A 24,058-nucleotide genomic window follows, 5' to 3' on the forward strand; every position below is an offset into this window, starting at 1 on the left:
CCCGTCGAGTGAGGTCGGTCAGGCGGTCGCGAACGAGTAGAAGCGCTTGAGCGTGCAGTGCTCTTCGAGGAGGCGGCCGTAGATCGGCTCGCCCTCCAGCTCCCGGTACGTCTCGATGGGGTCGCCTTTTATGATCAGCGCCCGCGCGCACTCCTCGCACCAGTACTGGTAATCCGGATTGAGCGGATCCATGTCCCGGACGATCGGCGTACCGCTGCCACACCAGTCACATTTACGCCTGTGCGCACCCATCACTCAGCTCCAACTGAGGCAGGCGGGCGGCGCCTCCGCCACGGCGAGCAGGCCATCGGGCTCCTCGATGCTGCAGGCGGACAATCCGCTCTCCTCCCAGGTCCCGGCCTTCGTCCCCTCCGGCGGTCCGATTCTGTCACGGCCGGGCAGGGGGGCAAGGGGGCAAAGGGGTCACGGGCGAAGCAGGACCGTACAGCAAAGATCCCGCCCCCTGACGGGGACGGGATCTTGATTGTGGAGCTAAGGAGAATTGAACTCCTGACCTCCTGCATGCCATGCAGGCGCTCTACCAACTGAGCTATAGCCCCGCGTGTTCTTTGCGCTCTGCGCTGCGAACAAGAAGAACTTTAGCCTGCGACCCGCCGGAAAGTGAAATCCGGCCTCCGCAGCCGCCCGGGGCCGCTCAGTCGTCGTCGCCGAGGACCGGTTCCGGGAGGGTGCCGGCGTTGTGCTCCATCAGCCGCCAGCCGCGTGCGCCCTCGCCGAGGACGGACCAGCAGCAGTTGGAGAGCCCGCCGAGTCCCTCCCAGTGGTGCGCCTCCAGGCCCAGCAGACGGCCGATCGTGGTACGGATCGTGCCGCCGTGGCTGACCACGACGAGCGTGCCGTTGTCGGGCAGCTTGTCGGCGTGGTGGAGCACCACGGGGGCGGCCCGGTCGGCGACCTCGGTCTCCAGCTCACCGCCGCCGCGCCGCACGGGCTCGCCGCGCTTCCACGCCACGTACTGCTCGGCGTACCGCTCGACGATCTCCTCGTGGGTCAGGCCCTGCCAGGCGCCCGCGAAGGTCTCGCGGAGCCCGGAGTCGTACGCGATGTCGAGGCCGGTGACCTCGGCCAGCTCGGTGGCCGTGGCCGCGGCCCGCCGGAGGTCGGAGGCGACGATCGCGTCCGGCTTCAGGGAGGCCAGCAGCCGGGCGGCCCGGTGGGCCTGGGCCACGCCGGTGGGGGTCAGCTCGATGTCCGTGGTGCCCTGGAAGCGCCGCTCCAGGTTCCAGGCCGTCTGGCCGTGCCGCCACAGGACGACACGGCGGCCCCTGCCGCTTTTCGTACCGTTCAGCTCAGCTCACCGTCCGCGTCCTCGGCGTCCTCGGCGTCCTCCGCGCCCTCGATGCCGTAGGGCGTGGTGGTGGCGCCCGTGGTCACGGCGTGCTCCTTGCCCTTGCCACGGGTCTTGACGGCGTCCTCGGGGAGCGGCAGCTCGGGGCAGTCCTTCCACAGCCGTTCCAGGGCGTAGAAGACGCGCTCCTCGCTGTGCTGCACGTGCACGACGAAGTCGACGTAGTCGAGCAGGATCCAGCGGGCGTCGCGGTCACCCTCGCGGCGCACCGGCTTGACGTCGAACTCCTTCGAGAGCTTCTCCTCGATCTCGTCGACGATCGACTTGACCTGGCGGTCGTTGGGCGCGGAGGCGAGCAGGAAGGCGTCGGTGATCGACAGCACATCGCTGACGTCGTAGGCGATGATGTCGTGCGCGAGCCGGTCGGCGGCTGCCTGGGCGGCGGCGTTGACGAGCTCGATGGAACGATCTGTGGCGGTCACTGGCAGGCTTTCGTCGGCGGTCGTGGAGATATCCAGGATCTCACGGACCGCCGACAGCCTGACGCAGCGATGAAACGGGACGGAACAGGGTGACGAGCGGGCGGCGGAAGCAGCCGCCGCTTGCTCCTGCCTGACCGTCCTGCCTGACCGTGTCCCTAGTTGACCTTGTAGTCCTGCCCGAGGACGACGGACACATCGGCGTTCGGAGCGGCCTTGCCCTTCTGTACCGCGCTCACCGGCAGGCCGAGCGTCTTGGCGACCTCTTCCGCCTGCGGCTTCCGCGCCACGTCACCGTAGATGACCTGCGAGGACTCCGTACCGCTGCCCGTGCCGGCGTCGACGAAGCCGTAGCCGCCGTTGACCAGGGAGATCCGGGCGGACTCGGCCGCGTCCTGGTCGCCGCTGGCGTTCTTCACGCCGACCCGTACGGCCGCGTCCTCGTCGGGGGCGCTGACCGAGCCGCCCAGGATGTCCTTGACCACACTCTCCGCGGACTGCTCACTGAGCGTGCCGTTCGCCTCGACGGGGAGCAGCGCCGACGCGTAGTCGCCTTCCTTCGCGTGCTTCGCGAGCTTGGCGAGAGCGGCGCCGAGGTCCTTCTCGGGCAGGGACGGGTCCAGGATCTGCGCCAGGGTCTCGACGGTGACCGTCGCGGTCGCGGGGTCGTCGGAGATCTTCCGCAGGACGCCCCTGAGGACCTGGCCGAAGCGCTCCAGCTGCTTGGCCTCCGCCTCGCCGGGCGCGCGGTAGGTGGCGTAGGCGACGGCCATCCGGCCGCTGAGCGTCTGGTTCTCCCCCTGGGGCACCAGCGGCTCCTCGCCCTTCTTGGCCCCGGGCACCTCGATATCGGTGGTCAGGTCGATATTGCCGACCAGTTCGACGAGATTGTCGAGATAGGGGGTGTCGAGCCGCCAGGTACCGGAGATCTTGGTGCCGAGCAGGGTGCCCAGGGCCTCGCGGGTGCCGTCGGAGCCGTCCTCGTCGACGGACTTGCCGAGGGTGGTGGCCGTCCCGTCGTCGTTGCTGAGGGCGAGGGAGTTGGGCAGCAGGACCGTGCTGCCCTGGCCGGTGGTGGCGTTGTTGACCAGCAGCGCCGTGGACGTCCCCTTCTGCTTGGTGTTGTGCAGATGGACCACGATCACATCGCGCTTCTGCGGCCCCGTCGCCGCGTTCCGGCCGTCGGCCGCGCCGGCGCCGCCCGGCAGCTTTCCGGCGAACCAGAGGTAGCCCGCCCCCCCGGCGACCACCAGGGCGAGGGCGACGACCAGGGCGACGACGCGGTTGCGGCCGCGGCGCCTGGCCTCCTCGCGCCGCTCGGAGCGGCTCTCGGTGAACTTGAGCCAGTCGATGACGTCTTCGGAGTCCTCGTCCGGCTCCTCGGTGAAGGAGAACGGGTCGGTCCGGGAGTCGGGGTGGGAAGCGGGCCGGCCGTCACGGTCCTCGGCGGCGGGGCGGCGCTGCCCGGGCACGGCGGCCTGCTCGGCAGCTGGTTCCCCGACCGCCTCCGGCACCTGATCATGGTGCTGCGGCTGCGGCTGGGCCTGCTGCTGCGGGATGTTCCACTGCTGCGTGGTGTCGACGACCACGGGCTGCTGGCCCGTTCCGTAGTCGTACTGGTCGTACCCGTACCCCTGTTGTTGCTGCTGTTGCTGCGCGTAGGGGTCGTACTGCTGCGGGGGCTGCTGCGCCTGCTGCGGGTACTGCTGGGCGTAGGGGTCGTACGACTGCTGCGCCCCCGGCTGCCCGTAGGCGTCGTACTGCTGCGGCTGCGAGGGCTGCTGGGGCTGCTGGGGCTGCTGCTGCGACGGGGACTGCTGGTACACCGGCTGCCCGTACGCGTCGTATCCGACGATCCGGGGCCGCGTGTCATACGGGTCGTACGGATCGTACGGCTGCTGCTGGTCGTTCACCGGTGCCCCACTCCCTCGCTCATGCGCCGCGGTACAACTGCCGTTTGTCGATGTAGCGCACCACACCGTCCGGCACCAGGTACCAGACCGGATCGCCCTTCGCGACGCGCCCCCGGCAGTCCGTGGACGAGATCGCCAGTGCCGGGACCTCCACCAGGGAGACCCCGCCCTTGGGCAGCCCATCGTCCGTCAGATCATGGCCGGGCCGGGTGACCCCGATGAAGTGAGCGAGCGAGAAGAGCTCTTCGTGATCCCGCCAGCTCAGAATCTGGGAGAGCGCGTCGGCACCGGTGATGAAGAAGAGGTCCGCGTCGTCGTGCAGGTTCCGCAGATCCCGCAGCGTATCGATCGTGTAGGTCGCGCCGCCGCGGTCGATGTCGCTGCGGCTGACCGAGAACTGCGGGTTGGACGCCGTGGCGATGACCGTCATCAGATAGCGGTCCTCAGCCGGCGAGACCGCCTGCTGGCTCTTCTGCCACGGCTGCCCGGTCGGCACGAACACCACCTCGTCGAGGTGGAAATGGGCGGCCACTTCACTGGCCGCCACCAGGTGTCCATGATGAATCGGGTCGAATGTCCCGCCCATCACGCCGAGTCGGCGCTTGCCGCGACCGGGTCCGGAGCCGGTAGGCACTTGCTGCTCTCCCATGCGTGCAGAGCCTACTGGCACGCGGTGACGGACCGGCCTCAGCGGTCGGGGCCGCGGCTGGTCGGCGGCGGCCGAGCGGCCGGTCAGCGGTCGCGGTTGAAGCGGGTGGTGATCCACAGCAGCAGGAGCAGCGCGAACAGCGCCCCACCGCCGGTCAGGTACGGGCTGAGGCTTTCGTGGTTGCCGCCCTCGCCGCCCTCGGCGAGCGTGACCAGGTTGGCGGCGGTACCGGTGAGGCTCATCTTCAGCAGGCCCTATCGATCGGGAGTCGGAGCGGGAACTTCGCGCACATCGTATGCGGGCGCCCCGGGCAGGCTCACGCCGACTCAGTCGTTCTTGTCCTTGTCCCCATATCCACGCAGCAGGAACCAGGCGAGCAGGGCGACCCCGACCATGGAGACGACCAGCACGATCCGGAGCGTATCGCCCGGTCCCTGCTGATCCGACGCGGCGGCGAGGAGTACGGCGGTTTCCGGCATGTCGGGTCGCTCCTGGGTTTCTTCCGGTTCCTGCGCTTGTTCCGGTTCTTCCGGCCGGCGCCCGGGATTCTCCCCCGGGAACGCGACCGTCGGCCCCCACCACACCGTAGCCCCAGCGCCTACGCTGGGGTCCGTCAGGGGGGACGGGCCCTGGACTCGTACGAACAGGGGAATTCCATGACCGAGGACAGCCACGACGCGGCGCGTCACGACCACGTGCCGAGCAGGCAGCGCAAGCGTTTCCCGGGCATTTCGTCCCGGACGTACGAACATCCGGCGGACCGCTCGGCGCTTGTCGCCCTGCGCAGGCTGACCGGCTTCGACACGGTGTTCAAGGCGCTCAGTTCGCTGTTGCCGGAGCGCAGCCTGCGGCTGCTTTTCCTCTCGGACTCCGTCCGGGTCGGCGAGGCCCAGTTCACCCATCTGAACGGCCTCCTGCGTGAGGCGTGCTCCATCCTGGACCTGGAGAAGGTCCCCGTGATGTACGTGACGCAGGATCCGCGGCCCAACGCGATGTGCATCGGCCTGGACGAGCCGCTCATCGTGGTCACCACGGGTCTGGTGGAGCTGCTCGACGAGGACGAGATGCGGGCGGTCGTGGGCCATGAGGTGGGCCACGCCCTCTCCGGTCACTCCGTCTACCGCACGATCCTGCTCTTCCTCACCACCCTCGCGGTCAAGGTGGCATGGATTCCGCTGGGTAATGTCGCGATCATGGCGATCGTGACGGCGCTGCGCGAGTGGTTCCGGAAGTCGGAGCTGTCGGCGGACCGGGCCGGACTGCTGGTCGGCCAGGATCTGACGGCGTCGATGCGCGGACTGATGAAGGTGGCCGGCGGCAATCATCTGCACGAGATGAACGTGGACGCGTTCCTGGAGCAGGCCGCCGAGTACGAGGCAGGCGGTGACCTGCGCGATTCCGTGCTGAAGATCCTGAACGTGCTGCCGCGTACGCATCCCTTCACGACCGTGCGCGCCGCCGAGCTGAAGAGGTGGGCGGAGAGCCGCGACTTCCAGCGGATCATGGACGGCCACTACCCGCGCCGCGAGGAGGACAAGGACACCTCGGTCACGGACTCCTTCCGGGAGTCCGCCGCGCATTACGCCGATACGGTGCGCGGCGGCAAGGACCCGCTGATGAAGCTGGTCGGTGACCTCGCGGGCGGCGCCGGAGATCTGGGCGGCAAGCTGCGCGACAGGTTCATGGGCGGCGGTACCGGTGGCGGTGGTACGGCCGATGGGGCCGACGGAACACCCGGCGGAAGCGGCCGCGATCAGGACTGAGCGGAGCTGACCCCGGCCGCGCGGCGGACGCGCACCACCGGCTGACCGCCGGGGGCGGCGGGGCCCGGGGCGGCCGGGTCAGCTCGCCGGCTTCAGCGGGGCGAGGCTCGGTGGAGCCGGGGTCGGCCGGGCGGGGCTCGGTTCGGCCGACCGGGACAGGGCCCCGCAGAGCGCCGCGCTCGTCACGCCCCTCGCGTACGGATCGGTGCCGACCGGGTCGGTGGGCTTCGCCCGCTGCCCGGCCAGCAGCGGCCGCAGCGTCTTCGGCGACTCGGTCGAGCAGGCCTGCGGGCCCGCCTGGACATCGCTCATCAGCAGTTCCGTACGGTGCTTCAGCAGGTCGTCGCCGTCGAAGCGGAAGTGCAGCTCCCGCCGGACGGTGAAGAGCGAGGCGTCCCGTACGGGCTGCGCCGAGGACCCGGCCGGCCGCAGCGCGTAGACGAAGAGGTGGTCCGAGGTCACCTCCAGCACCCCGGGGGTGGTCTCCTGGTAGCGCAGCGTGCCCCGGACCCGCACCTGGTCGTCGGCCGGGACGGCCTTCGCCGGGTCGAACCGCACCAGCCAGCCCGCCGGCGCGTGGCGGCCGTCGTCGGCCGGAGCGGTGAAGCTCCGGTCGAACTGGGCGTACTGGTCGGGGTCGAGCAGCAGCCGGACGGGCCGTACGGCGCGGCCCGCCAGGACGTCCGCGTCCAGCGAGGACGCGACGAGATAGTCCTTGACGGTGGTCAGCGCGGCCATGACCTGGCCCTCGGAGAAGTTCATGGTGCCCCCGGCGGCGGGCAGCGTGATCCCGGCGGCCCCGACCGGGAATTGCGCGGCGGGGCTGTGCTTGACGAGATCGTCGGGCGCCCCGCCCGGCACCGGCCCCTGCGGGGCCAGCGGGGTCACCGCCATCCGCAGCTGCTCGGCGACGTGGACGGCGGGCGGCCGGTAGGGGCTGCGGACGCCCAGGTAGATCGCCGTGCCGAAGGCCAGGGTGACCACGAGGAAGAGCAGCAGCAGCTGTCTCGGGCCGCTGCGGAGGATCCGCTTGCGTCTGTGTCTCCTCCCCGGCGGCGCGACGCTGCGGACCGCGGGGGCGTGGTCGCTCATCCGCTCCCGTGCGGAGTACTCCTGAATCCGGGCAGCGCGGATGAACGATTCGTCGAAGACGACGGACCGATACTCGTCATCGCCACCACCGGGGAGCCCTTCGGGTGTCCCCTCGGGTGGGTCACCGCGCCCTGTCATACCTTCAGGTTAGGTCGGCGGGGCCGAACATAAACGCGCTGCTCCTGGTGGAGTTCCGGTGGCGGCCACTGGACCGTCCGGGGGGCGCGGCGATCGGGCGAGCGGGTTTCACGGCGTACGCGGCACGGCGGAGACCGCCGGCGGGGTGCGCACGGCGGATCCCGGGGGCACGGTCGAGCGGGGCTTGTCGATCCCGGTCGGGGCGGGCCCGGGCACCTGGTCCTGCCGGCTGCCGGAGGACCCGCGGTAGACGGCCGAGAGGGCGAGCGTGACCATCCCGATCCCCATCAGCAGGGCGAGCAGCCACGCAACCGGACGGTGCCAGCGGGCGCTGTTGCGGTAGGGGCGCAGCGCCCCGCCGTGCCGGCCGTACGGTCCGGCCGCGTCGGGGCCGTCCGGGTCGTAGTCGTCGTCGCGGCCGGCTCCCCCGCCGTACGCGCCACCGGCGCCGTACAACTCGTCGAGGTCGTCCTCCGGCCGTCCCCCGCCGGCCCGCGCGCGGGCGGCCTCAGCCTCGGCGCGCGCCTGGGCGGCCGCCAGCAGCCGCTCCACGGCGGAGGGTTCATGGAAGGGGGCGGATCTGACGAAGTCCTCGTCGAACACCACGGAGGCGAAGTCCTCGTCCGCGCCTCCGCGGTCGTCGTCGGGCTCCCAGCCGTCCGGGAACGGCCTGCCCCCCACGTCGTCCGGCATTTTTTCAGAGTAGACCGGCGAGGTCGTTCTGGGCAGGCGTAGTCGTAACTCTCCCGGTTTCGCCGCCCCGGGCTTTCCCGGTTCCGCCGCCCCGGCAGGTGCCGGACCCGGGACGGCGAGAGCACAGCGCACTCACCGTGTGTGACCGTCTCCGGTCACGATGTACTTCGTCGAGGTCAGCTCCGGCAGCCCCATCGGGCCCCGGGCGTGCAGCTTCTGGGTGGAGATGCCGATCTCGGCGCCGAAGCCGAACTGGCCACCGTCCGTGAAGCGCGTCGACGCGTTGACGGCGACTGTCGCGGAATCGACCAACTGGGTGAAACGGCGGGCAGCGGACTGCGAGGTGGTGACGATCGCCTCCGTGTGACCCGACGACCAGAGCCGGATGTGGGCGACGGCCGCGTCCAGTGAGTCCACGACCGCTGCCGCGATGTCGTACGAGAGGTATTCGGTCTCCCAGTCCTCCGCGGTGGCCGCCACGACCTTCGCCTTCGTCCCGTCGGCGTGCGCCAGCACCCGCTCGTCGGCGTGCACCGTGACTCCGGCGGCGGCGAGCGCGTCCAGCGCGCGCGGCAGGAACGCGGCGGCGATGTCCTGGTGGACCAGCAGGGTCTCGGCGGAATTGCAGACGCTGGGCCGCTGCGCCTTGGAGTTGATCAGGATGTCGACGGCCATGTCGAGATCGGTGTCGGCGTCCACGTAGACGTGGCAGTTGCCGGTACCGGTCTCGATGACGGGGACGGTGGACTCCTCGACGACCGTACGGATCAGGGAGGCGCCGCCGCGCGGGATCAGCACGTCGACGAGGCCGCGGGCCCGCATCAGCTCCCGGACGGAGTCCCGGCCCTCACCGGGCACGAGCTGGACGGCGTCGGCGGGCAGCCCGGCCCCGCCGACCGCGTCGCGCAGCACCCGTACGAGCGCGGTGTTGGAGGAGACGGCGGAGGAGGAGCCGCGCAGCAGCACCGCGTTGCCCGACTTCAGGCAGAGCGCCGCGGCGTCCACGGTGACGTTGGGGCGGGCCTCGTAGATGATCCCGACCACGCCGAGCGGCACCCGGATCTGGCGCAGATCGATCCCGTTGGGGAGCGTCGAGCCCCGGACGACCTCGCCGACCGGGTCCGGCAGCGCCGCCACGTGCCGGACATCGGCGGCGATGGCGCGCACCCGCTCCGGGGTCAGCGTCAGCCGGTCGATGACCGTCTCGCCGGTGCCGGCCTCCCGGGCGCGCGCGACGTCCTCGGCGTTGGCCGTGACGATCTCGTGGGTACGGACCTCCAGCGCGTCCGCGATCGCGAGCAGCGCGTCGTCCTTGGCCGCGCGCGGCAGCGGCGCGATATCGGCGGCCGCCGCGCGGGAGCGGTAGGCGGCCCTGGCGACCGGGGTGAGGTTGTCGTACGGCGAGAGCGAGGTCATGCCCGCAGGGTAATGCGCCGCCTGCGGGCATTCCGCACGTATTCCGTACTCCGAGACCGCCCGAACACCAGCACGTCAGCACGTCGGTGCGTCAGCACGTCGGCCCGCCCGGCCCGTCAGAAGGGATGAACACCCACGGGCGCCGCCGGCGGCGGGCCGTAGCCCTCCGCGATGCGCTGGTGATACGTCTCCCGGTCGATGACCTCCAGGCCGACGATCTCCCACGGCGGCAGCTTGGCGCTGGAGCGGTGCTCGCCCCAGAGCCGCAGCGCCACCGCGGCGGCGTCGTGCAGATCCCGGGCCTCCTCCCAGTAGCGGATCTCCGCGTGGTCGTTGGCGTACCGGCTGGTCAGCAGGAAGGGATGGTCGTTGGCCAGTTGTTCGAGACCGCGCCGCACCTCGGTGAGCGGAGCCTCGGTGCCCGAGACGCTGAGAGTGACGTGCCAGAGCTTCGACACCGGGCACCCTTCCCCGCGCGTGTCCGTCCCGGGTCCGGCCTGCTTCGGTACGGCCTGCTCCGGCACGGCCCGCGACGACGCGGCCTCCGCCGGTCCGGCCTCGTTCGATCCGGCCTCCCACTGTCGCTCGTCGTCGAAGTCTTCCCCCGCTTCGACGCTGGTCAGGGCCCGGTTCTCCCCGATGGTCCTGCGGGCGTGGGCGCTTGCCCCGGCCCCACCACGGGGCACCGCCCCCGGGCGCGCTCGTCTCACCAGCGGCCTCCTGTTTGATGCGTCGTCGTGCTGTACCCCGCCTGAACCCCTGAGACAAAGTTGACCAGTCCCGGGCAGGACGTGGGGCGGTTTTGGTAAAGGTCCCTGTGCGCGGGCCGGAGTTTCAGCCGTTTCAGGGGCCGGGTCACGGATGCAGGACGACCAGATCGTCCCTGTGTACGACCTCACGCTCATAGGCGGGTCCCAGCTCGCGTGCCAGCTCGTGGGTGGAGCGGCCGAGCAGCTGGGGCATCTCCCTGGCGTCGAAGTTGACCAGCCCCCGGGCGATGGCCCGGCCCGCCCCGTCCCGCAGCTCGACCGGGTCACCGGCACTGAACTCGCCCTCCACGGAGGCGATTCCGGCCGGAAGCAGCGAGGTGCGGCGCTCGACGACGGCCCGTACCGCGCCGTCGTCGAGGGTGAGCGAGCCCTGCGGGGTGGAGGCGTGGGCGAGCCAGAGCAGCCGTCCCGCCGAGCGGCGACCGGTGCTGTGGAAGTACGTGCCGGTGTCGCGGCCCGCGAGGCCGTCCGCGGCGTGACTCGCGGAGGTCAGCACGACCGGGACGCCGGCGGCGGCCGCGATCCTGGCCGCCTCGACCTTGGTGACCATGCCCCCGGTGCCGAGTCCCGCCTTGCCCGTGCTGCCGATGGAGACACCCGCCAGATCGGCCGGTCCTCGCACCTCGGCGATCCGGGTGGTGCCCGGACTGCTCGGGTCGCCGTCGTACAGACCGTCGACGTCCGAGAGCAGGACCAGCAGATCGGCCCGGACGAGATGCGCGACGAGGGCGGCCAGGCGGTCGTTGTCACCGAAACGGATCTCGTCGGTGGCGACGGTGTCGTTCTCGTTGACGACGGGGACCGCGCCCATGCCCAGCAACTGGTCCAGGGTCCGGTACGCGTTGCGGTAGTGGGCGCGGCGGCTGGTGTCGTCGGTGGTGAGGAGCACCTGGCCGACGCGTACGCCGTAACGGGCGAAGGAGGCGGTGTAGCGGGCGACCAGCAGCCCCTGTCCGACGCTGGCGGCCGCCTGCTGGCGGGCCAGGTCCTTGGGCCGGCGGGTCAGGCCGAGCGGGGCGAGCCCGGCGGCGATGGCGCCGCTGGAGACCAGTACGACCTCCTTCCCCGCCACTCCGGTGCCCTGGTCCGTGTACTCGCCCCGGACGGCGGCGAGTACGTCGACCAGGGCGTCGACCCGGTCCGCGTCGAGCCCTCCGGCGGCGGTGGTGAGCGAGGAGGAACCGACCTTGACGACGATCCTGCGGGCCTTCGCCACTACGTCCTGCCGTGCCGCTGCCACGTGCTCCGCCTCTGCTCTCACCGTCGGGCCGCTCTGCCGGGCCCGCACGGGCCGGACGGGCCGCCCGGGGCCACCCGGGCCACCCGGGCCTTCCCGGCGGGCAGCGTACGCGAGCGGCGTGGCCGGCCGATGGCCTTTTCAGTGGGTGGGACACCACCCCGGGCGGCGACGGAATGCGACAGGTGGCACACGGTGTGTGAACCCCGCCGCCCCCGCGGCGATAGGCTGGCCGCGGCGGCGACCCCACACTTCGCCGCGGCGGCGACCCCTTCCCCACGTACACCGCGGGCACCCCCACGAGACGGGCAATCAGCAATGCCAGTAAAAGTCAGCGTCGTCATTCCCGTGTACAACCCGGGAAAATACCTCGATCCCTGTATCGATTCACTGGTGGCCCAGACGCTGCCGGCCACGGATTTCGAGGTGCTTTTCGTCGACGACGGTTCGACGGACGACACTCCCGCCCGGCTGGACAAGCTGGCGCTCGAACACCCCCATTTCCGGGTGATTCACATCCCCAACTCGGGCTGGCCCGGCAAGCCCAGGAACATCGGGGTGGCCGAGGCGAAGGGGACCTACGTCCAATTCCTCGACCAGGACGACCACCTGGCGTCCGACGCGCTGCGGCGGCTCTGCGAAATGGGCGAGCGCAACGGCTCGGACATCGTCATCGGAAAGGTCGCCTCCAATTTCCGCGGTGTCCCGCACGGCGTCTTCCGAACAAATCGCGAGAAGTGCGACCTGACCGACGCACCGCTCTACGACAGCCTCACCCCGCACAAGATGTTCCGTACGGAGTTCCTCCGCGAGAACGGCATCGCCTACCCGGAGGGAAAGCGCCGCCTGGAGGACCAGCTCTACATGATGCAGGCCTATTTCCCCGCCAAGGTCGTGTCCATCCTGGGGAATTACACCTGCTACTACTACTCCAAGCGGGACGACGGACAGAACGCCGGTTCGGCCAGGATCGTGCCCTCCGGCTACTACGGCAACCTCCGCGAGGTCCTCCAGGTCGTCGTCGACAACACCGAACCGGGTGAATTCCGGGACCGGCTGCTGCGGCGCTTCTACCGGGTCGAGATGCTCGGCCGGCTGAGCGAACCGGGCGTGCTCACCTTCGATCCCGCGTACCTCGACGAGATGTGCGACGCGATCCGCCCGCTCGCCGACGACTTCATGACCGACGGGGTGCACGACGGGCTCGGTTCCCTGACCCGGCTGCGCTCCACCCAGCTGCGGGCGGACGACCGCCAGGGTCTGCTCAGGACCGCCCGCTTCGCCGCGTCGATCAAGGGCACAGCCCGGCTGGAAGACTTCGGCTGGCGGCCGGACGGCACGGCCGCGCTCTCCGTGACCGGCCGGCTGGTCCACGGCGACGACCGGGAACCGCTGCGTCTCGTCCGCCGCGACCAGCGCTACTTCCTGCACCCGGAGGTCACCGAGGGGCTGCTCCCGGACGGTGAGCTCCTCGATGTCACCGATGACATGGACGACTTCAAGGGCGAACTCTCCCTGCGCAACCGCGAGACCGCCGTCGAGTGGCCGTGTCCGGTCGTGTACACCACCGAGGTCAGGGGGCTGCGCGACGGCTCGTACGAGGTCATCCTGCACGGCACGGGGACCGTGACCAGCGAAGCGGTCAAGGGACGCGGCCGGGTCTCCCGGGGCCTCTGGGACATCTGGGTACCGCTGCGCGGCCTCGGACTCGTCCGCAAGGCACGGCTCGGCGCCGACCGCGCTGCGTCGGTGGACACCACGTGCCGCCCGGCGCTGCTCGGTTCACCCGCCCGGCCGGTCATCCCGTACTTCACGGACCCGCACGGCAACCTCACACTCGACGTCGCGCGCCGGGGCAAGAAACTGGCCGGCGCCCTTACGGGCCGTCCCGCGCTCCGGATGCCCGGCAGCCGTCCGGAGCTGCGGCTCGACCTCTACACCGGCGCCGCGTCCGCCACGAGCTCCGTCGAGCTGGTGGTGACCCCCGCCGACTCCACCACCACGCCGGTGACGATCCCGGTCACGCTGCGCCCCGACCACGGCCGGGCCCATCTGGACGTGCCCGCGCGGGTGCCGGGCCTGCCGTCGGGCCTGGCACGCCTGTCGGTACGGCTGGACGGGGCGAAGGACCCCGAACTGCCGCTCTGCGAGGTGCCGGTGACCGACGGCGGCCGGATCAGACTGGACCGGAGCGATCTCGACGACGTCGATGCCCTCCTCGTCCGGGTCCTGACGGTCAACCGCCGCAGGGCGGCGGCCCGGAAGGCGCTGCGTGCGGTCGGCGGCCCGCTCGTGCGCCGGCTCCCCCCGGCGGGCCGCAAGAGGGTACGCCGTGCCGCGACCCGCCTCTGGCCGGCCGCCGCTTTCCCGACCAACTGAACGAGGACGTGATCACGTGCGGCAGCTCTCCATCGAAGGCGCCTGGGTGCATGAGCCGAAAATCTTCCCGGACAGCCGGGGCAGCTTTCACGAGTGGTTCCGGGCCTCCGACTTCACCGAGACGGTCGGTCACCCGCTGCGCCTCGTACAGGCCAACTGCTCCGTCTCCAGCCGTGGCACGCTGCGCGGCATCCACTTCGCCGATGTGCCCCCCAGCCAGGCCAAGTACGTGAAGTGCGTACGCGGCGCGGTCCTCGACGTCGTCGTGGACATCCGGGTCGGCTCGCCGACGTACCGGCGGTGGGAGGCGGTACGGCTCGACGACGTGGACCACCACTCCGTCTATTTATCCGAAGGACTGGGCCACGCCTTCATGGCGCTGACCGACGACGCGACCGTGGTCTATCTCTGCTCCGAGGGGTACGCCCCGGGGCGGGAGCACGGCCTCCACCCCCTGGACCCGGCGCTCGGCATCGAGTGGCCCGACGGTATCCCGCCGCTGCTGTCCGAGAAGGACGCGGCCGCCCCGGCCCTCGCGGAGGCCGAGGCCAGGGGCCTGCTCCCGTCGTACGAGGAGTGCCGGGCGTACTACGCGCGCCTGGCCGAAGGCTCCTGACGGGTGCGGGCGAGCTGACCCGCGCGCGCCGACCGCGCGCACATCGCGCACATGGAGAGGGGCCTGAACGATCCTGGATCGTTCAGGCCCCTGTCTATCCGGGGCTCGGCCCTGCGGGCGTTCAGCGCGCCACCGCTTCGATCTGCCGGCGCAGCGGCGCGAAAGCGGAGCGGGGGCGGCGGAGATTGCGGGCGCGCACCAGGGCGGGCCAGAAGCCGGCCCGGAGCAGCGCCTCGGGCTGTACCGCGCTCTTGCGGACCAGCACTTCCTCGGGCACGTCCTGCGGGTCCGGCACGACGTACTCCTCCATGATCTTGTCGTACGTGTCCGTCAGCACGGTGCTCTCGGGGTTCGCGCCGAAGATGGCCACGACCCCGGTCGGGGCGGTGTCGACATCGACCACCAGCAGGTCGGGGCGGAACCGCCGCAGCACCGTGGCGACCTTGTAGACGTCCCCGGCCCAGAACTTGGTGTGCCGGTCGCGCGCCGCCTCGTCGATGTCCCGGGGCAGCATGTCGTCCAGGACGATCACGCTGGACCAGCGGGCGTGCTTCTCGACGTTCATGAAGTCGCGCAGCGCGTACTCGAACAGGTGCATGCCGTCGATGAAGGACAGCTCCAGCTTCGGTTCCCCGCCGAGGAGGTTGAGCGGGTCCCGTCGGGCCAGCGCACGGAACGGGTTGCGGCCGGTGCGCAGATGGATCAGCGGATCCTCGCGGGCGAAGAAGTCGTCACTGGTCGCCTTGACCAGGTGGACATCGCAGCTGATGTCCGTGACCACCCGGAAGGCCGGGTCGACCGCGACCGACGGGACCCGGGACAGGGCCAGACTGCGCCCGTCATTGACCCCGATCTCCAGGTAGTTGCGGGGCTTGTACACACGGTGCAGGTGGCGCAGGAAGCCGTGGCGATCCACGTAGATGGCCCTTCACTGAGAATCAAAATGTGGTGATTGATTCTCAGTGAACCTAGTGGGAATCGGGGCCGCGTCAAACTTCTACCCGCGGGTAACGCTCGTGTGTCGCTCAGTTCCCACCACAGCGGGGAACGCCTCTTTGAGCGCCGAACGCCAGTCGCGGATCGGTTCGATTCCGGCCCGCTTCCACCGCTCGTGCCCGAGCACGCTGTACGCGGGCCGGGGGGCCGGACGCGGGAAGGCACCACTGGTCGTCGGACGGACCCGCTCGGGGTCCACCCCGAGCAGCCGGAAGATCTCGCGCGTGAGCCCGAACCACGTGGTGTCACCGCCGCTGGTGCCGTGGTAGACCCCTGCCTCGGCCGTCCCGGCGAGCGCCGCCCGGCCGAGCTGGACCAGCCGGTCCGCGAGGTCGCCGGTCCAGGTCGGCTGGCCGCGCTGGTCGTCGACCACGTCGAGGGTGTCCTTGACGCCCTCCAGCTTGATCATCGTCCGGACGAAGTTGCCGCCGCCCGCGCCGTACAGCCAGGCCGTACGGACCACGAAGCCGGTCTCCGGCAGGGTGTCCAGCACGGCACGCTCCCCGGCCAGCTTGGTGCGGCCGTAGGCACTGCGCGGGGCGGTGGGGGCGTCCTCGCCGTACGGGGTCCGCGCGTCGCCGGCGAAGACGTAGTCCGTGGAGACCTGCAGCAGGACCGCGCCCGACGCCGCGCACGCCCCGGCGAGGACGCGGGGTCCCGTGCCGTTGACGGCGAGCGCCTCGGCCTCCCGGGCCTCGGCGTCGTCAACAGCCGTCCAGGCGGCGCAGTTCACGACCACGTCGGGTGCGTGTCCGTCCAGTGCGGCGCGGACCGCGCCGGGGTCCGTGATGTCCAGCGCCGTACGGTCCAGCCCCGCCGCACGCTCCCCCGACACGGCGAGCGCGGCCAGCACGTCCTGGCCGAGCATGCCGCCGGAGCCGGTGACGAGCCAGCCGCTCACAGGGCCGCACGCGCCTTGAGCGGCTCCCACCAGGCGCGGTTGTCGCGGTACCAGCGGACGGTCTCCGCGAGCCCGGTCGCGAAGTCCTTGCGGGGCTCGTAGCCGAGCTCCGCGCGGATCTTGGCGCAGTCGACGGAGTAACGGCGGTCGTGGCCCTTGCGGTCGGTGATGTATTCGACGCTGGTGTCCCACTCCGCCCCGCAGGCCTCCAGCAGCAGCCCGGTCAGCTCCTTGTTGGACAGCTCCGTGCCGCCGCCGATGTTGTAGACCTCGCCGGGGCGGCCCTTCGTACGGACCAGCTCGATGCCCTGGACATGGTCGTCGATGTGCAGCCAGTCCCGGACGTTGCCGCCGTCGCCGTACAGCGGGACTTTCCGGCCGTCCAGCAGGTTGGTGATGAACAGCGGGATGACCTTCTCGGGGAAGTGATGGTGCCCGTAGTTGTTGGAGCAGCGGGTCACCCGCACATCGAGGCCGTGGGTGCGGTGGTACGAGAGGGCGATCAGGTCACTGGACGCCTTCGCCGAGGAGTAGGGGGAGTTGGGCTCCAGCGGGTGGGTCTCGGGCCAGGAACCCTCGTCGATCGAGCCGTAGACCTCGTCCGTGGAGATGTGCACGAAGGTCCCGACGCCCGCGCGGTGGGCGGCGTCGATCAGGGTGTGGGTGCCGACGACGTTCGTACGGACGAATTCCGCGCCCCCGTCGATGGACCGGTCCACATGGGACTCGGCGGCGAAGTGCACCACCTGGTCGTGCTCGGCCATCAGCTTGCCGACCAGCTCCGGGTCGCAGATGTCGCCCTCGACAAAGGCGAAACCGGGGTGCGCGCGGACCTCGTCGAGATTGGCCGGGTTGCCCGCGTAGGTGAGGCTGTCGAGCACCGTGATCTCGACATCCCCGGGTCCGCCGGGCCCCAGCACCGTGCGGACGTAGTGCGATCCGATGAAGCCGGCGCCGCCGGTGACCAGAATCCTGTTCGTCATGAAGAGATCTGCACCTTGCTGTGATCGCCGAGGACGAGTCGGTGGACGGACGGGTTGCGGGGAGCGGGGGTGACCTCGACGGCGCGGCCGATCAGCGATGCCTCGACCCGGCGCACGCCCGTGATGGAGGCGCCCTTCAGGACGATGGAGTACTCGATCTCGCTGTCCACGATCCGGCACTCCTCGGAGACCGAGGTGGAGGGGCCGATGTACGCGTCGCTGACCACGCTTCCCGCACCGATGATGGCGGGGCCGACGATCCGGCTGCGCGTGACTTGCGCACCCTTCTCGATCCTGACCCGGCCGATGACCTCGGTGTTCTCGTCGACGCTGCCCTCACGGCACGGTTCGACCGTCTCCAGCACCAGCCGGTTGACCTCCAGCATGTCGGTGACGTTGCCGGTGTCCTTCCAGTACCCGGAGATGGTCGTGGAGCGGACGTCGCGGTCCTGGTCGATCAGCCACTGGATGGCGTGGGTGATCTCCAGCTCCCCGCGCCAGGACGGCTCGATGGAGCGGACGGCCTCGTGGACCGCCGGAGTGAAGAGATAGACACCGACGAGCGCCAGATCGCTCTTGGGCTCCTTCGGCTTCTCCTCCAGAGCCACCACCCTGCCGTCCGTGTCGAGTTCGGCGACACCGAAGGAGGTCGGGTTGGGGACCTTGGTCAGCAGGATCTGCGCGTCGGGGCGGTCCGTGCGGAAGCTGTCGACCAGGTCGGTGATGCCGCCGACGATGAAGTTGTCACCGAGGTACATCACGAAGTCGTCGTCGCCCAGGAAGTCGCGGGCGATGAGCACGGCGTGCGCCAGCCCGAGCGGGGCGTCCTGCTGGAGGTAGGTGACCTTTATGCCGAAGTCGGATCCGTCGCCGATCGCCTCGCGGATCTCCGCGGCGGTGTCGCCGACGATGACACCGACCTCGGTGATACCCGCCTCCGCGATGGCTTCCAGGCCGTAGAAGAGCACCGGCTTGTTCGCCACGGGGACGAGTTGTTTCGCGGAGGTGTGCGTGATGGGGCGTAGACGGGTGCCCGCCCCGCCGGACAGTACGAGAGCTTTCACGTTTCCCATCCCATGCCGAGAAAGAACGCTGCTCGGGCCAGACAAGCAGACAACCTTGCCCGGAGTTACCCAGACTTTCCGGCACGGCTGCGGCACGCCACCTTCGGCCGAGAAGGGCAGGCGCAGGCCACCGCTCCCGCTCCGGGCAGGTCCGGGGCCGGGAGCGGGCCTCAGCGGAGCCGGGGGAAGCGGGGGAACGGCGGGGGCGCGGAGGCCCCGGCGTATCAGCGCAGCTCACACATGGATGACGCGTCGCCCGCATGTGCGATCAACGCAGATCGACGCGGGCGCACGCTTCGGCACGGCGGCACGGCGGCACGGCGGCACGGCGGCACGGCGGCACGGCGGCACGGTACACAACGCGTTCAACGCGGTTCGGCACGCGCCGGCACCCGGCCGGCGCGCGCGGAGGGCCGGCGCACACCCCGTACGGCCCCCCGCACGGTGCTCCTGACTCCTGACTACGCGGCCGCCGCCATGGCCCGGCGGCGATCGCGCAGCCTGCGGACTATCTTCCTGGCCAGCGACGTACGCCGGCGAAGGGGCCGGGCGGGCAGCACCCCGTGACGGCCGGCCCAGTCGGGTCCGGTCACCTCGTACGACGCGTCCTGGAGGCCGGCCTTCTTGTCACCGAAGTGCGGGTAGACGAGGTACGTCCGGCCCGCGCGGCCCTTGCTGACCAGGTCGGGCACGGTCTTGTCCCTGATGAACGCGAGCACGTCCAGCAGCAGATCGAGACGTCCCCTTGCCACGCACTCCAGCCGCAGCCGCTCGGCCACCTTGATGCGCCGGGCCACCCCGGCGTTCCAGTTCACCATCAGCGGCGCCGCCAGCTCCATCTTGTGGCGCTGGATCTCCTCCGACTGACGGATCAGTCCGGGGCCGAACTGCGGGAGCAGGGTGATCGTGAACGGCCTGACCATCAGCCGGTCACGCTTGGCGCCCGGCGGCACCAGCTCGGTGATGAGCCCCATCAGCGCCCGCGCCGAGTCGAACCGCAGCGTGTAGCTGCCGCTCTTGGTCACGTGCTTGCCGTCGTCGCGACCGACCAGGTAGTAGCAGGTGTAGTCGGCGATCACCGAGACGCCGTTGCCCCGCAGGTACGCCTCCAGCGTGAAGAGGGCGTCCTCGCCGGTCTTCAGCGTCTCGTCGAATCGCATGCCGAGCCGGACGAGCAGCTCGCGCCGGAAGAGCTTCTGCGCGCTCAGGGTGTACATCACCTGCGAGTTGAAGACGTCGACGCGCTCGGCGGTGCGGGTCCACATGGACTTCGGCGCGTTGCGGTTCACCCCCTCCACCTTGCCGAGCACCACATCGGTACCGGCGCGGTCGGCCATGTCGACCATCCGCTCCAGCGCCTCTTCCGCGAAGTAGTCGTCGGCGTCCAGGAAGAACACGTAGCGGCCGCGGGCGAGGCCCAGGCCGACATTGCGAGGGCCGCTCGGGCCGCCGGAATTGGCCTGTCGTACCACCCTGGTCGGGATGGCGGACTCGGCCGCGAACTTCTCCAGGTACTCCCCCGTGCCATCGGTCGAGCCGTCGTCTATCGCGACGATCTCGATGCGGTCGGCGCCCAGCGTCTGGGACTCCACCGATTCCAGGCAGCGGACCAGGTAGGGCATCGCTTCATATGCGCCTACGATCACGCTCACGTCAGGAAAAGACATATCGTTCATCGGCAATCTAGACAACCTGGCCGGGCTGTTGGTTGTCCCGTCACCATCATCCTTACGGGTGATGATGGTCACATTTATTCGTCATCGGATATACAGCTGGGGTAGAACACGCGCGTGAGCAGCGAAGAGGCCCGGCGGGGCGCCCGGAGGCGCCCTGCCGGGCCTCGGTGAAACCGCTCGTGCTCAGCCGCCCACGGGCGAGTCGTGCGGGAGGCCCTCGGTTTCGGCCGGGGACTCCACCGACTCCTCGGTGGCCGTTCCGGTCGGCCCCACCGGGGCGGAGTCGTCCAGGCCCGCGGCTTCCTCGGGCTCCGCGAGACGCCGGCCGACCGTGATGTTGCGCGTCTCGGACGTGGCCGCCAGGGTGCGCAGCGCGGCGTTGAACTGGTCGATCGACGCCGGCTTGTCGGGGCCGAGCAGGTACCGCTTCAGCTCGGCGCGGCCCGCGGTGAGCGGGTCGGCCGAGGGATCGGCGACCGCGGCGAGCAACTGGTCGAGTTCCTCCGCGCTGTTGGAGAGGACGACGGCGGCCCGCACGGCGGTGTTCTGGCGCTTGAACGCCTCGGCACCCAGCGCAGCGGAGTCCGTGACCGCGTACGGCTTGCCGCTCGCGATGAAGTCCGACACCACGCTGGAGATGTCCGAGACCATGCCGTCCGCCTCGTTGAAGCAGTCGTACAGCCGGGGCTCGCCGCCGGTGACGGTCCGGTGCTCCCACCAGCCGAGGGAACGCCAGTAGGCGTCGTTCCACTCGACCCGCAGCCGCTTCGTCTCGTCGAGGCGGTACCGGTCGGCGAGCGAGACGCGCGACTCCTCCGACTCGTCGGCGGCGGCCCGGCCCGCGGTGGCCAGTTCGGCGAGGCGCGCCTCGATGCGGGTCAGGTCGGCGCGGGCGGCGGTCCGCTCGCCGCGCTCGGCCTCGGCGGCCGCGGCCCAGCGGGGCTCCGCGGCGCGCGCGGCCGTCGCGGCGCTGATCATCGCCGTGATCCGCTCGTGAACGGCCCTGGCCTTCTTGTCCCGGATGCCGGTGAAGGGGTGCGGCTTGTAGACGACCCGGACCGGCTGCTCGGCCTCGATCAGCCGCCGGATGATGTTCTCGCCGGCCAGCAGGAGCGAGGTGTTGCCCGGGTTGTCGTCCCAGCCCTCCCAGGTGGGGGCGTACAGGATCGTGGGGATCGGGTTCTTGGCGGCGCCGGTGAACGGCTTGATCGGGGCCAGCTGCGGGCGCCCCACCTCGACGATGTCGTCGTCGCGCACACCGACATCGGCCAGCGCGTAGCGGTCACGGCCGGCCCGGCCGGCGGTCCACACCTCGTCGTACACCTTGCTGAACGGGTTGACGCTGGCGATCTTGTCGCTGTCGCCGTGGCCGATGAAGACGTGCTTCATGGTCGGTACGCGCAGGATGTGGATGTTCTTGCCGACGTTGGCCGGGTAGAGCGCCACCCGGACCGTGGAGAGGTGCAGGTTCATCAGGTGCGTGCCGCCCGGGACGCAGATCACCGGCACCGAGGTGGCGGCGAGCTGGTTCGCGATGACGCGCTCGCGGAGGATGATCAGCGGCCGTCCCTCGACCTGCTCCATCGTCTCCAGCCACATGTTGACCTGGTACGCGGACTCCTTGGAACCGGAGAAGTAGAGCACCGTGGTCGGCTGGTACTCGCGCAGCCAGCCGTCGACGACCTTCAGTATCGCGGGCGCCGAGGGCACCCGGCGGCTGCGGCGCAGGTACGGCACGAGCGCGACGAGATAGATCAGCCCGAGGGCGAGGGTGGCGGCGACCCCGGCGTAGCCGTAGGTGTACGTGCCGGTCGACGCGGCGACCAGCAGACCCGCCGCCGCCGGCATGTCGAGGTGCAGCATCTTCTCGCTGGAGCGGCGCATCAGCGCCTGCGGCGGGGCGTCGGGGATCCGGACGGCGTGCAGGTCGACGTTGCGCGTGACGACCGGCATGGTGCGGCGGATCCTGATCAGGGTCGTCAGCGCGCCCTGGCACACCTGCAGCGCGTAGAAGCCCAGGAAGCCGCCGACCGCGATGTAGAAGACGGCCCCGTCCGCGAGGTCGAGCCGGGCCAGCAGCAGGATCAGCAGCAGCTGGCGGACCAGGAAGCGGATCGGCAGGCCGGCCCGGACCTTTTCGAGTCGGTTGACGAGGTAGCTGCCGCGCATATGCAGATACCGGTCGGCGGCGTAGGTCACGGCCGCGGCCGAGACGAAGAACCAGAGGTTCGGAATCAGTGCGGCGAGCAGGACACACGGGTAACCCAGCCCCAACAGGGCTGCCGCGGCCAGCTCGGACCGGCTGCCCACGCGGGCCAGTCGAATGGCGGTCGAAATCACGAAGAACCTGCTCCAGAGGGGGTGCCGGTTATTTCACAGTTAGGGGGAAATGTGAAGGCGGGGCTTCACGCAGTCGGGCCTCTGCATGCGCGCGGCGGCGACAAGACAGAGGCCCGAAAAAGTACAACTTATGGAGAATTATTACACATCTTCCTGACGGTCCAGCAGGGATGCCAGGGCCTGCTCGAATCCGGTCGCCTCAGTGGCCGCCCGGGTCGGGTCCTGCTGCCGTACATCGATGACGTGGCCGGTCAGCTCGGAGAGCAGGACATCGAGAGAAGTCCTGGCCACCGCCTCGGAGGAGAGCAACGAGCCCACCGGCTCCGCGCCGAACGCCTTGGTGCGCATCGGGGTCGCCGTGCGCTCCGGATTCACGCAATTCACGCGGATGCCCTCACTCGCCCATTCGTCCGAGAGCGCCTGGGTGAGGTTCACCATGGCCGCTTTGGTGGACGAGTAAAGGCTGTACTCGGCGCGGCCGCGGGTGTAGCTGCTGGACGTGTAGAGCAGCAGCTGGCCCTTGGTTTCCACCAGGTACTTGTACGAGGCACGGGCGATCTGCACCGGCGCCAGGTAATTGACGTTCAGCGCTTCCTGAATGGTCGTGTTGTCCGTCTCGGCGAGCTTGCCGATACGCAGCACTCCGGCGGTGTTGATGACGTAGTCGATACGGCCGGTCTCGGAGTAGGCCTTCGACAGCGCGTCGTCGACGTGCTCCGGATTCTCCACGTGGGTACCGGTGGTGGAGCGGCCGAGCGCGTACACCGTCGCCCCGTACTGCTCCGCCAGCGCGGCGATGTCCGCGCCGATGCCGTACGAGCCGCCGAAGACGACGAGCGTGCGGCCGGAGAGCAGCTCGCGGTAGGCGGCCTCGTCGGCCTGGCGGGGGGAGGCGGTGGAGGCCAGCTGGAAGAGCTTGTCGGCGATGAAGACGTCGACCGGCTGGGTGACCTTCATGTTGTACTCGTCGCCCGCGACGACGTAGATGGGCACGTCGGGCAGGTACTTGAGCACCACCGAACAGTCGTCGGTGGCCTGGAAGTGCGGATCGCTGCCCGCGACCTCGTACGCCTTGCGGATCGTGGAGAGCTTGAACGCCTGCGGGGTCTGGCCCCGGCGCAGCCGCGAGCGGTCGGGGACCTCGGTGATGAACTCGCCGTCCTCGCCGTGGGTACGGGTCACGATGATCGTGTCCGCGGACGGGATGGCGACATCGACGGCGCAGTAGCGGTCGAGCGCGTCCACGCAGTCCTTGATGACGCGCTGTGACAGGAGGGGGCGCACGGCGTCATGGAAGAGCACGTTGCGGTCCTCGCCCTCCGCCAGACCCTCGCCCAGGGCGGCGATGGCGCGCTCGGTGGTCTCGTTGCGCGTCGCACCGCCCTCGATGACCTGGCTGACCTTGGTCAGCCCGGCCTTGGCGATGATCTTCTCCACGTCGGGCACGAAGCCCGGGGCCATCAGCACGATCACGTCGTCAATGGATTCGGCGTGCTCGAAGATCGTCAAGGTGTGCTCGATGACGGCCTTCCCCGCGATCTTCAGCAGCTGCTTGGGGATCGAGAGGCCCACCCGCTGGCCGGTTCCACCGGCGAGCACGACTGCTGTGGTGCGGAGCTGGGCTTCATGGGGCAGAGACACAGA

Annotated in this window: 22 protein-coding genes and 1 tRNA gene; 3 read left to right on the top strand and 20 right to left on the bottom strand. The window is 70.3% G+C overall.

Going from position 1 to position 24,058, the window contains the following annotated elements:
• Nucleotides 1-18 precede the first annotated feature (18 nt).
• The 8 genes from ACIBAE_RS18195 to ACIBAE_RS18230 all read right to left on the bottom strand — a co-directional run bounded on the left by ACIBAE_RS18195 (nucleotide 19) and on the right by ACIBAE_RS18230 (nucleotide 4,829).
• Nucleotides 19-252 carry a hypothetical protein gene (locus tag ACIBAE_RS18195; RefSeq protein ID WP_399286068.1) on the bottom strand — a complete coding sequence of 78 codons (234 nt, stop codon included), beginning with the start codon at nucleotides 250-252 and terminating at the stop codon, nucleotides 19-21.
• Between the two features lie 235 nt (nucleotides 253-487).
• A tRNA-Ala gene (locus ACIBAE_RS18200) sits at nucleotides 488-560 on the bottom strand.
• A 95-nt stretch (nucleotides 561-655) separates the two neighbouring features.
• The gene (locus tag ACIBAE_RS18205) at nucleotides 656-1,309 is read right to left on the bottom strand and encodes a histidine phosphatase family protein (protein WP_399286147.1); all 654 of its coding nucleotides are present in this window, start codon (nucleotides 1,307-1,309) and stop codon (nucleotides 656-658) included.
• On the bottom strand, nucleotides 1,306-1,791 hold the full coding sequence (gene rsfS, locus ACIBAE_RS18210; RefSeq protein WP_399286070.1) for a ribosome silencing factor: 486 nt from the start codon (nucleotides 1,789-1,791) through the stop codon (nucleotides 1,306-1,308). Before rsfS ends, ACIBAE_RS18205 begins: the two co-directional genes overlap by 4 nt.
• A 155-nt stretch (nucleotides 1,792-1,946) precedes the next feature.
• Nucleotides 1,947-3,701: an LCP family protein gene (locus tag ACIBAE_RS18215; RefSeq protein WP_399286072.1), complete on the bottom strand. Its 1,755-nt coding sequence runs from the start codon at nucleotides 3,699-3,701 to the stop codon at nucleotides 1,947-1,949.
• A gap of 19 nt (nucleotides 3,702-3,720) precedes the next feature.
• Nucleotides 3,721-4,350: a nicotinate-nucleotide adenylyltransferase gene (gene nadD / locus ACIBAE_RS18220; RefSeq protein WP_399286074.1), complete on the bottom strand. Its 630-nt coding sequence runs from the start codon at nucleotides 4,348-4,350 to the stop codon at nucleotides 3,721-3,723.
• Nucleotides 4,351-4,433: 83 nt separating this feature from the next.
• Nucleotides 4,434-4,592, bottom strand: coding sequence for a hypothetical protein (locus ACIBAE_RS18225; RefSeq protein WP_319678371.1), 159 nt, complete (start codon nucleotides 4,590-4,592; stop codon nucleotides 4,434-4,436).
• Nucleotides 4,593-4,676: 84 nt separating this feature from the next.
• Nucleotides 4,677-4,829: a hypothetical protein gene (locus ACIBAE_RS18230; RefSeq protein WP_399286076.1), complete on the bottom strand. Its 153-nt coding sequence runs from the start codon at nucleotides 4,827-4,829 to the stop codon at nucleotides 4,677-4,679.
• 177 nt (nucleotides 4,830-5,006) lie between these two features.
• Here ACIBAE_RS18230 and ACIBAE_RS18235 point away from each other — a divergent pair, with 177 nt between their 5' ends.
• Nucleotides 5,007-6,113 carry a M48 family metallopeptidase gene (locus ACIBAE_RS18235; RefSeq protein WP_399286078.1) on the top strand — a complete coding sequence of 369 codons (1,107 nt, stop codon included), beginning with the start codon at nucleotides 5,007-5,009 and terminating at the stop codon, nucleotides 6,111-6,113.
• A 78-nt stretch (nucleotides 6,114-6,191) separates the two neighbouring features.
• Here ACIBAE_RS18235 and ACIBAE_RS18240 read toward each other — a convergent pair whose 3' ends face one another.
• From ACIBAE_RS18240 to proB, 5 genes are all read right to left on the bottom strand, one after another.
• Nucleotides 6,192-7,343 (bottom strand): hypothetical protein, encoded by a 1,152-nt coding sequence (locus ACIBAE_RS18240; RefSeq protein WP_399286080.1) that lies wholly within the window; start codon nucleotides 7,341-7,343, stop codon nucleotides 6,192-6,194.
• A 108-nt stretch (nucleotides 7,344-7,451) separates the two neighbouring features.
• Nucleotides 7,452-8,036: a hypothetical protein gene (locus tag ACIBAE_RS18245; RefSeq protein ID WP_399286082.1), complete on the bottom strand. Its 585-nt coding sequence runs from the start codon at nucleotides 8,034-8,036 to the stop codon at nucleotides 7,452-7,454.
• Between the two features lie 132 nt (nucleotides 8,037-8,168).
• Entirely contained in the window at nucleotides 8,169-9,452 is a 1,284-nt protein-coding gene (locus ACIBAE_RS18250) for a glutamate-5-semialdehyde dehydrogenase (protein ID WP_399286084.1), read from the bottom strand.
• Nucleotides 9,453-9,568: 116 nt separating this feature from the next.
• Entirely contained in the window at nucleotides 9,569-10,162 is a 594-nt protein-coding gene (locus ACIBAE_RS18255) for a hypothetical protein (RefSeq protein ID WP_399286086.1), read from the bottom strand.
• Nucleotides 10,163-10,307: 145 nt separating this feature from the next.
• A complete protein-coding gene (gene proB, locus ACIBAE_RS18260; RefSeq protein WP_399286149.1) occupies nucleotides 10,308-11,438 on the bottom strand; it encodes a glutamate 5-kinase in 1,131 nt (376 codons plus the stop codon).
• Nucleotides 11,439-11,777: 339 nt separating this feature from the next.
• On the opposite strand from proB, the gene ACIBAE_RS18265 reads away from it, so the two are divergent.
• Both ACIBAE_RS18265 and rfbC read left to right on the top strand, forming a co-directional pair.
• A complete protein-coding gene (locus ACIBAE_RS18265) occupies nucleotides 11,778-13,838 on the top strand; it encodes a glycosyltransferase family 2 protein (RefSeq protein WP_399286088.1) in 2,061 nt (686 codons plus the stop codon).
• 16 nt (nucleotides 13,839-13,854) lie between these two features.
• Entirely contained in the window at nucleotides 13,855-14,454 is a 600-nt protein-coding gene (rfbC, locus tag ACIBAE_RS18270) for a dTDP-4-dehydrorhamnose 3,5-epimerase (protein WP_399286090.1), read from the top strand.
• A gap of 121 nt (nucleotides 14,455-14,575) precedes the next feature.
• On the opposite strand, the gene ACIBAE_RS18275 is transcribed toward rfbC, so the two are convergent.
• The 7 genes from ACIBAE_RS18275 to ACIBAE_RS18305 all read right to left on the bottom strand — a co-directional run bounded on the left by ACIBAE_RS18275 (nucleotide 14,576) and on the right by ACIBAE_RS18305 (nucleotide 24,055).
• Complete coding sequence (locus ACIBAE_RS18275) at nucleotides 14,576-15,370, bottom strand: class I SAM-dependent methyltransferase (RefSeq protein WP_399286092.1); 795 nt, start codon at nucleotides 15,368-15,370, stop codon at nucleotides 14,576-14,578.
• An 81-nt stretch (nucleotides 15,371-15,451) separates the two neighbouring features.
• On the bottom strand, nucleotides 15,452-16,351 hold the full coding sequence (gene rfbD, locus ACIBAE_RS18280; RefSeq protein WP_399286094.1) for a dTDP-4-dehydrorhamnose reductase: 900 nt from the start codon (nucleotides 16,349-16,351) through the stop codon (nucleotides 15,452-15,454).
• Nucleotides 16,348-17,334, bottom strand: coding sequence for a dTDP-glucose 4,6-dehydratase (rfbB, locus tag ACIBAE_RS18285; RefSeq protein WP_399286096.1), 987 nt, complete (start codon nucleotides 17,332-17,334; stop codon nucleotides 16,348-16,350). Before rfbB ends, rfbD begins: the two co-directional genes overlap by 4 nt.
• Nucleotides 17,331-18,398, bottom strand: coding sequence for a glucose-1-phosphate thymidylyltransferase (locus ACIBAE_RS18290; protein WP_399286098.1), 1,068 nt, complete (start codon nucleotides 18,396-18,398; stop codon nucleotides 17,331-17,333). The genes rfbB and ACIBAE_RS18290 overlap by 4 nt, the downstream gene beginning before the upstream one ends.
• Before the next feature lie 461 nt (nucleotides 18,399-18,859).
• Nucleotides 18,860-20,074 (bottom strand): glycosyltransferase family 2 protein, encoded by a 1,215-nt coding sequence (locus ACIBAE_RS18295; protein ID WP_399286100.1) that lies wholly within the window; start codon nucleotides 20,072-20,074, stop codon nucleotides 18,860-18,862.
• 183 nt (nucleotides 20,075-20,257) lie between these two features.
• Nucleotides 20,258-22,414, bottom strand: coding sequence for a hypothetical protein (locus ACIBAE_RS18300; protein ID WP_399286102.1), 2,157 nt, complete (start codon nucleotides 22,412-22,414; stop codon nucleotides 20,258-20,260).
• Nucleotides 22,415-22,555: 141 nt separating this feature from the next.
• The gene (locus ACIBAE_RS18305) at nucleotides 22,556-24,055 is read right to left on the bottom strand and encodes an SDR family NAD(P)-dependent oxidoreductase (protein ID WP_399286104.1); all 1,500 of its coding nucleotides are present in this window, start codon (nucleotides 24,053-24,055) and stop codon (nucleotides 22,556-22,558) included.
• Nucleotides 24,056-24,058 lie beyond the last annotated feature (3 nt).

It is taken from the genome of Streptomyces sp. NPDC051569 (genome assembly GCF_044454085.1).
Lineage (GTDB): Bacteria > Actinomycetota > Actinomycetes > Streptomycetales > Streptomycetaceae > Streptomyces.

Excerpts from the sequence above, each read along its gene's own strand:
- ACIBAE_RS18195 (WP_399286068.1), bottom strand. The coding sequence starts at position 252 with ATGGGTGCGCACAGGCGTAAATGTGACTGGTGTGGCAGCGGTACGCCG.
- nadD (WP_399286074.1), bottom strand. The coding sequence starts at position 4,350 with ATGGGAGAGCAGCAAGTGCCTACCGGCTCCGGACCCGGTCGCGGCAAG.
- ACIBAE_RS18225 (WP_319678371.1), bottom strand. The coding sequence starts at position 4,592 with ATGAGCCTCACCGGTACCGCCGCCAACCTGGTCACGCTCGCCGAGGGC.
- ACIBAE_RS18230 (WP_399286076.1), bottom strand. The coding sequence starts at position 4,829 with ATGCCGGAAACCGCCGTACTCCTCGCCGCCGCGTCGGATCAGCAGGGA.
- ACIBAE_RS18235 (WP_399286078.1), top strand. The coding sequence starts at position 5,007 with ATGACCGAGGACAGCCACGACGCGGCGCGTCACGACCACGTGCCGAGC.
- ACIBAE_RS18240 (WP_399286080.1), bottom strand. The coding sequence starts at position 7,343 with ATGACAGGGCGCGGTGACCCACCCGAGGGGACACCCGAAGGGCTCCCC.
- ACIBAE_RS18245 (WP_399286082.1), bottom strand. The coding sequence starts at position 8,036 with ATGCCGGACGACGTGGGGGGCAGGCCGTTCCCGGACGGCTGGGAGCCC.
- ACIBAE_RS18250 (WP_399286084.1), bottom strand. The coding sequence starts at position 9,452 with ATGACCTCGCTCTCGCCGTACGACAACCTCACCCCGGTCGCCAGGGCC.
- ACIBAE_RS18265 (WP_399286088.1), top strand. The coding sequence starts at position 11,778 with ATGCCAGTAAAAGTCAGCGTCGTCATTCCCGTGTACAACCCGGGAAAA.
- rfbB (WP_399286096.1), bottom strand. The coding sequence starts at position 17,334 with ATGACGAACAGGATTCTGGTCACCGGCGGCGCCGGCTTCATCGGATCG.
- ACIBAE_RS18295 (WP_399286100.1), bottom strand. The coding sequence starts at position 20,074 with ATGAACGATATGTCTTTTCCTGACGTGAGCGTGATCGTAGGCGCATAT.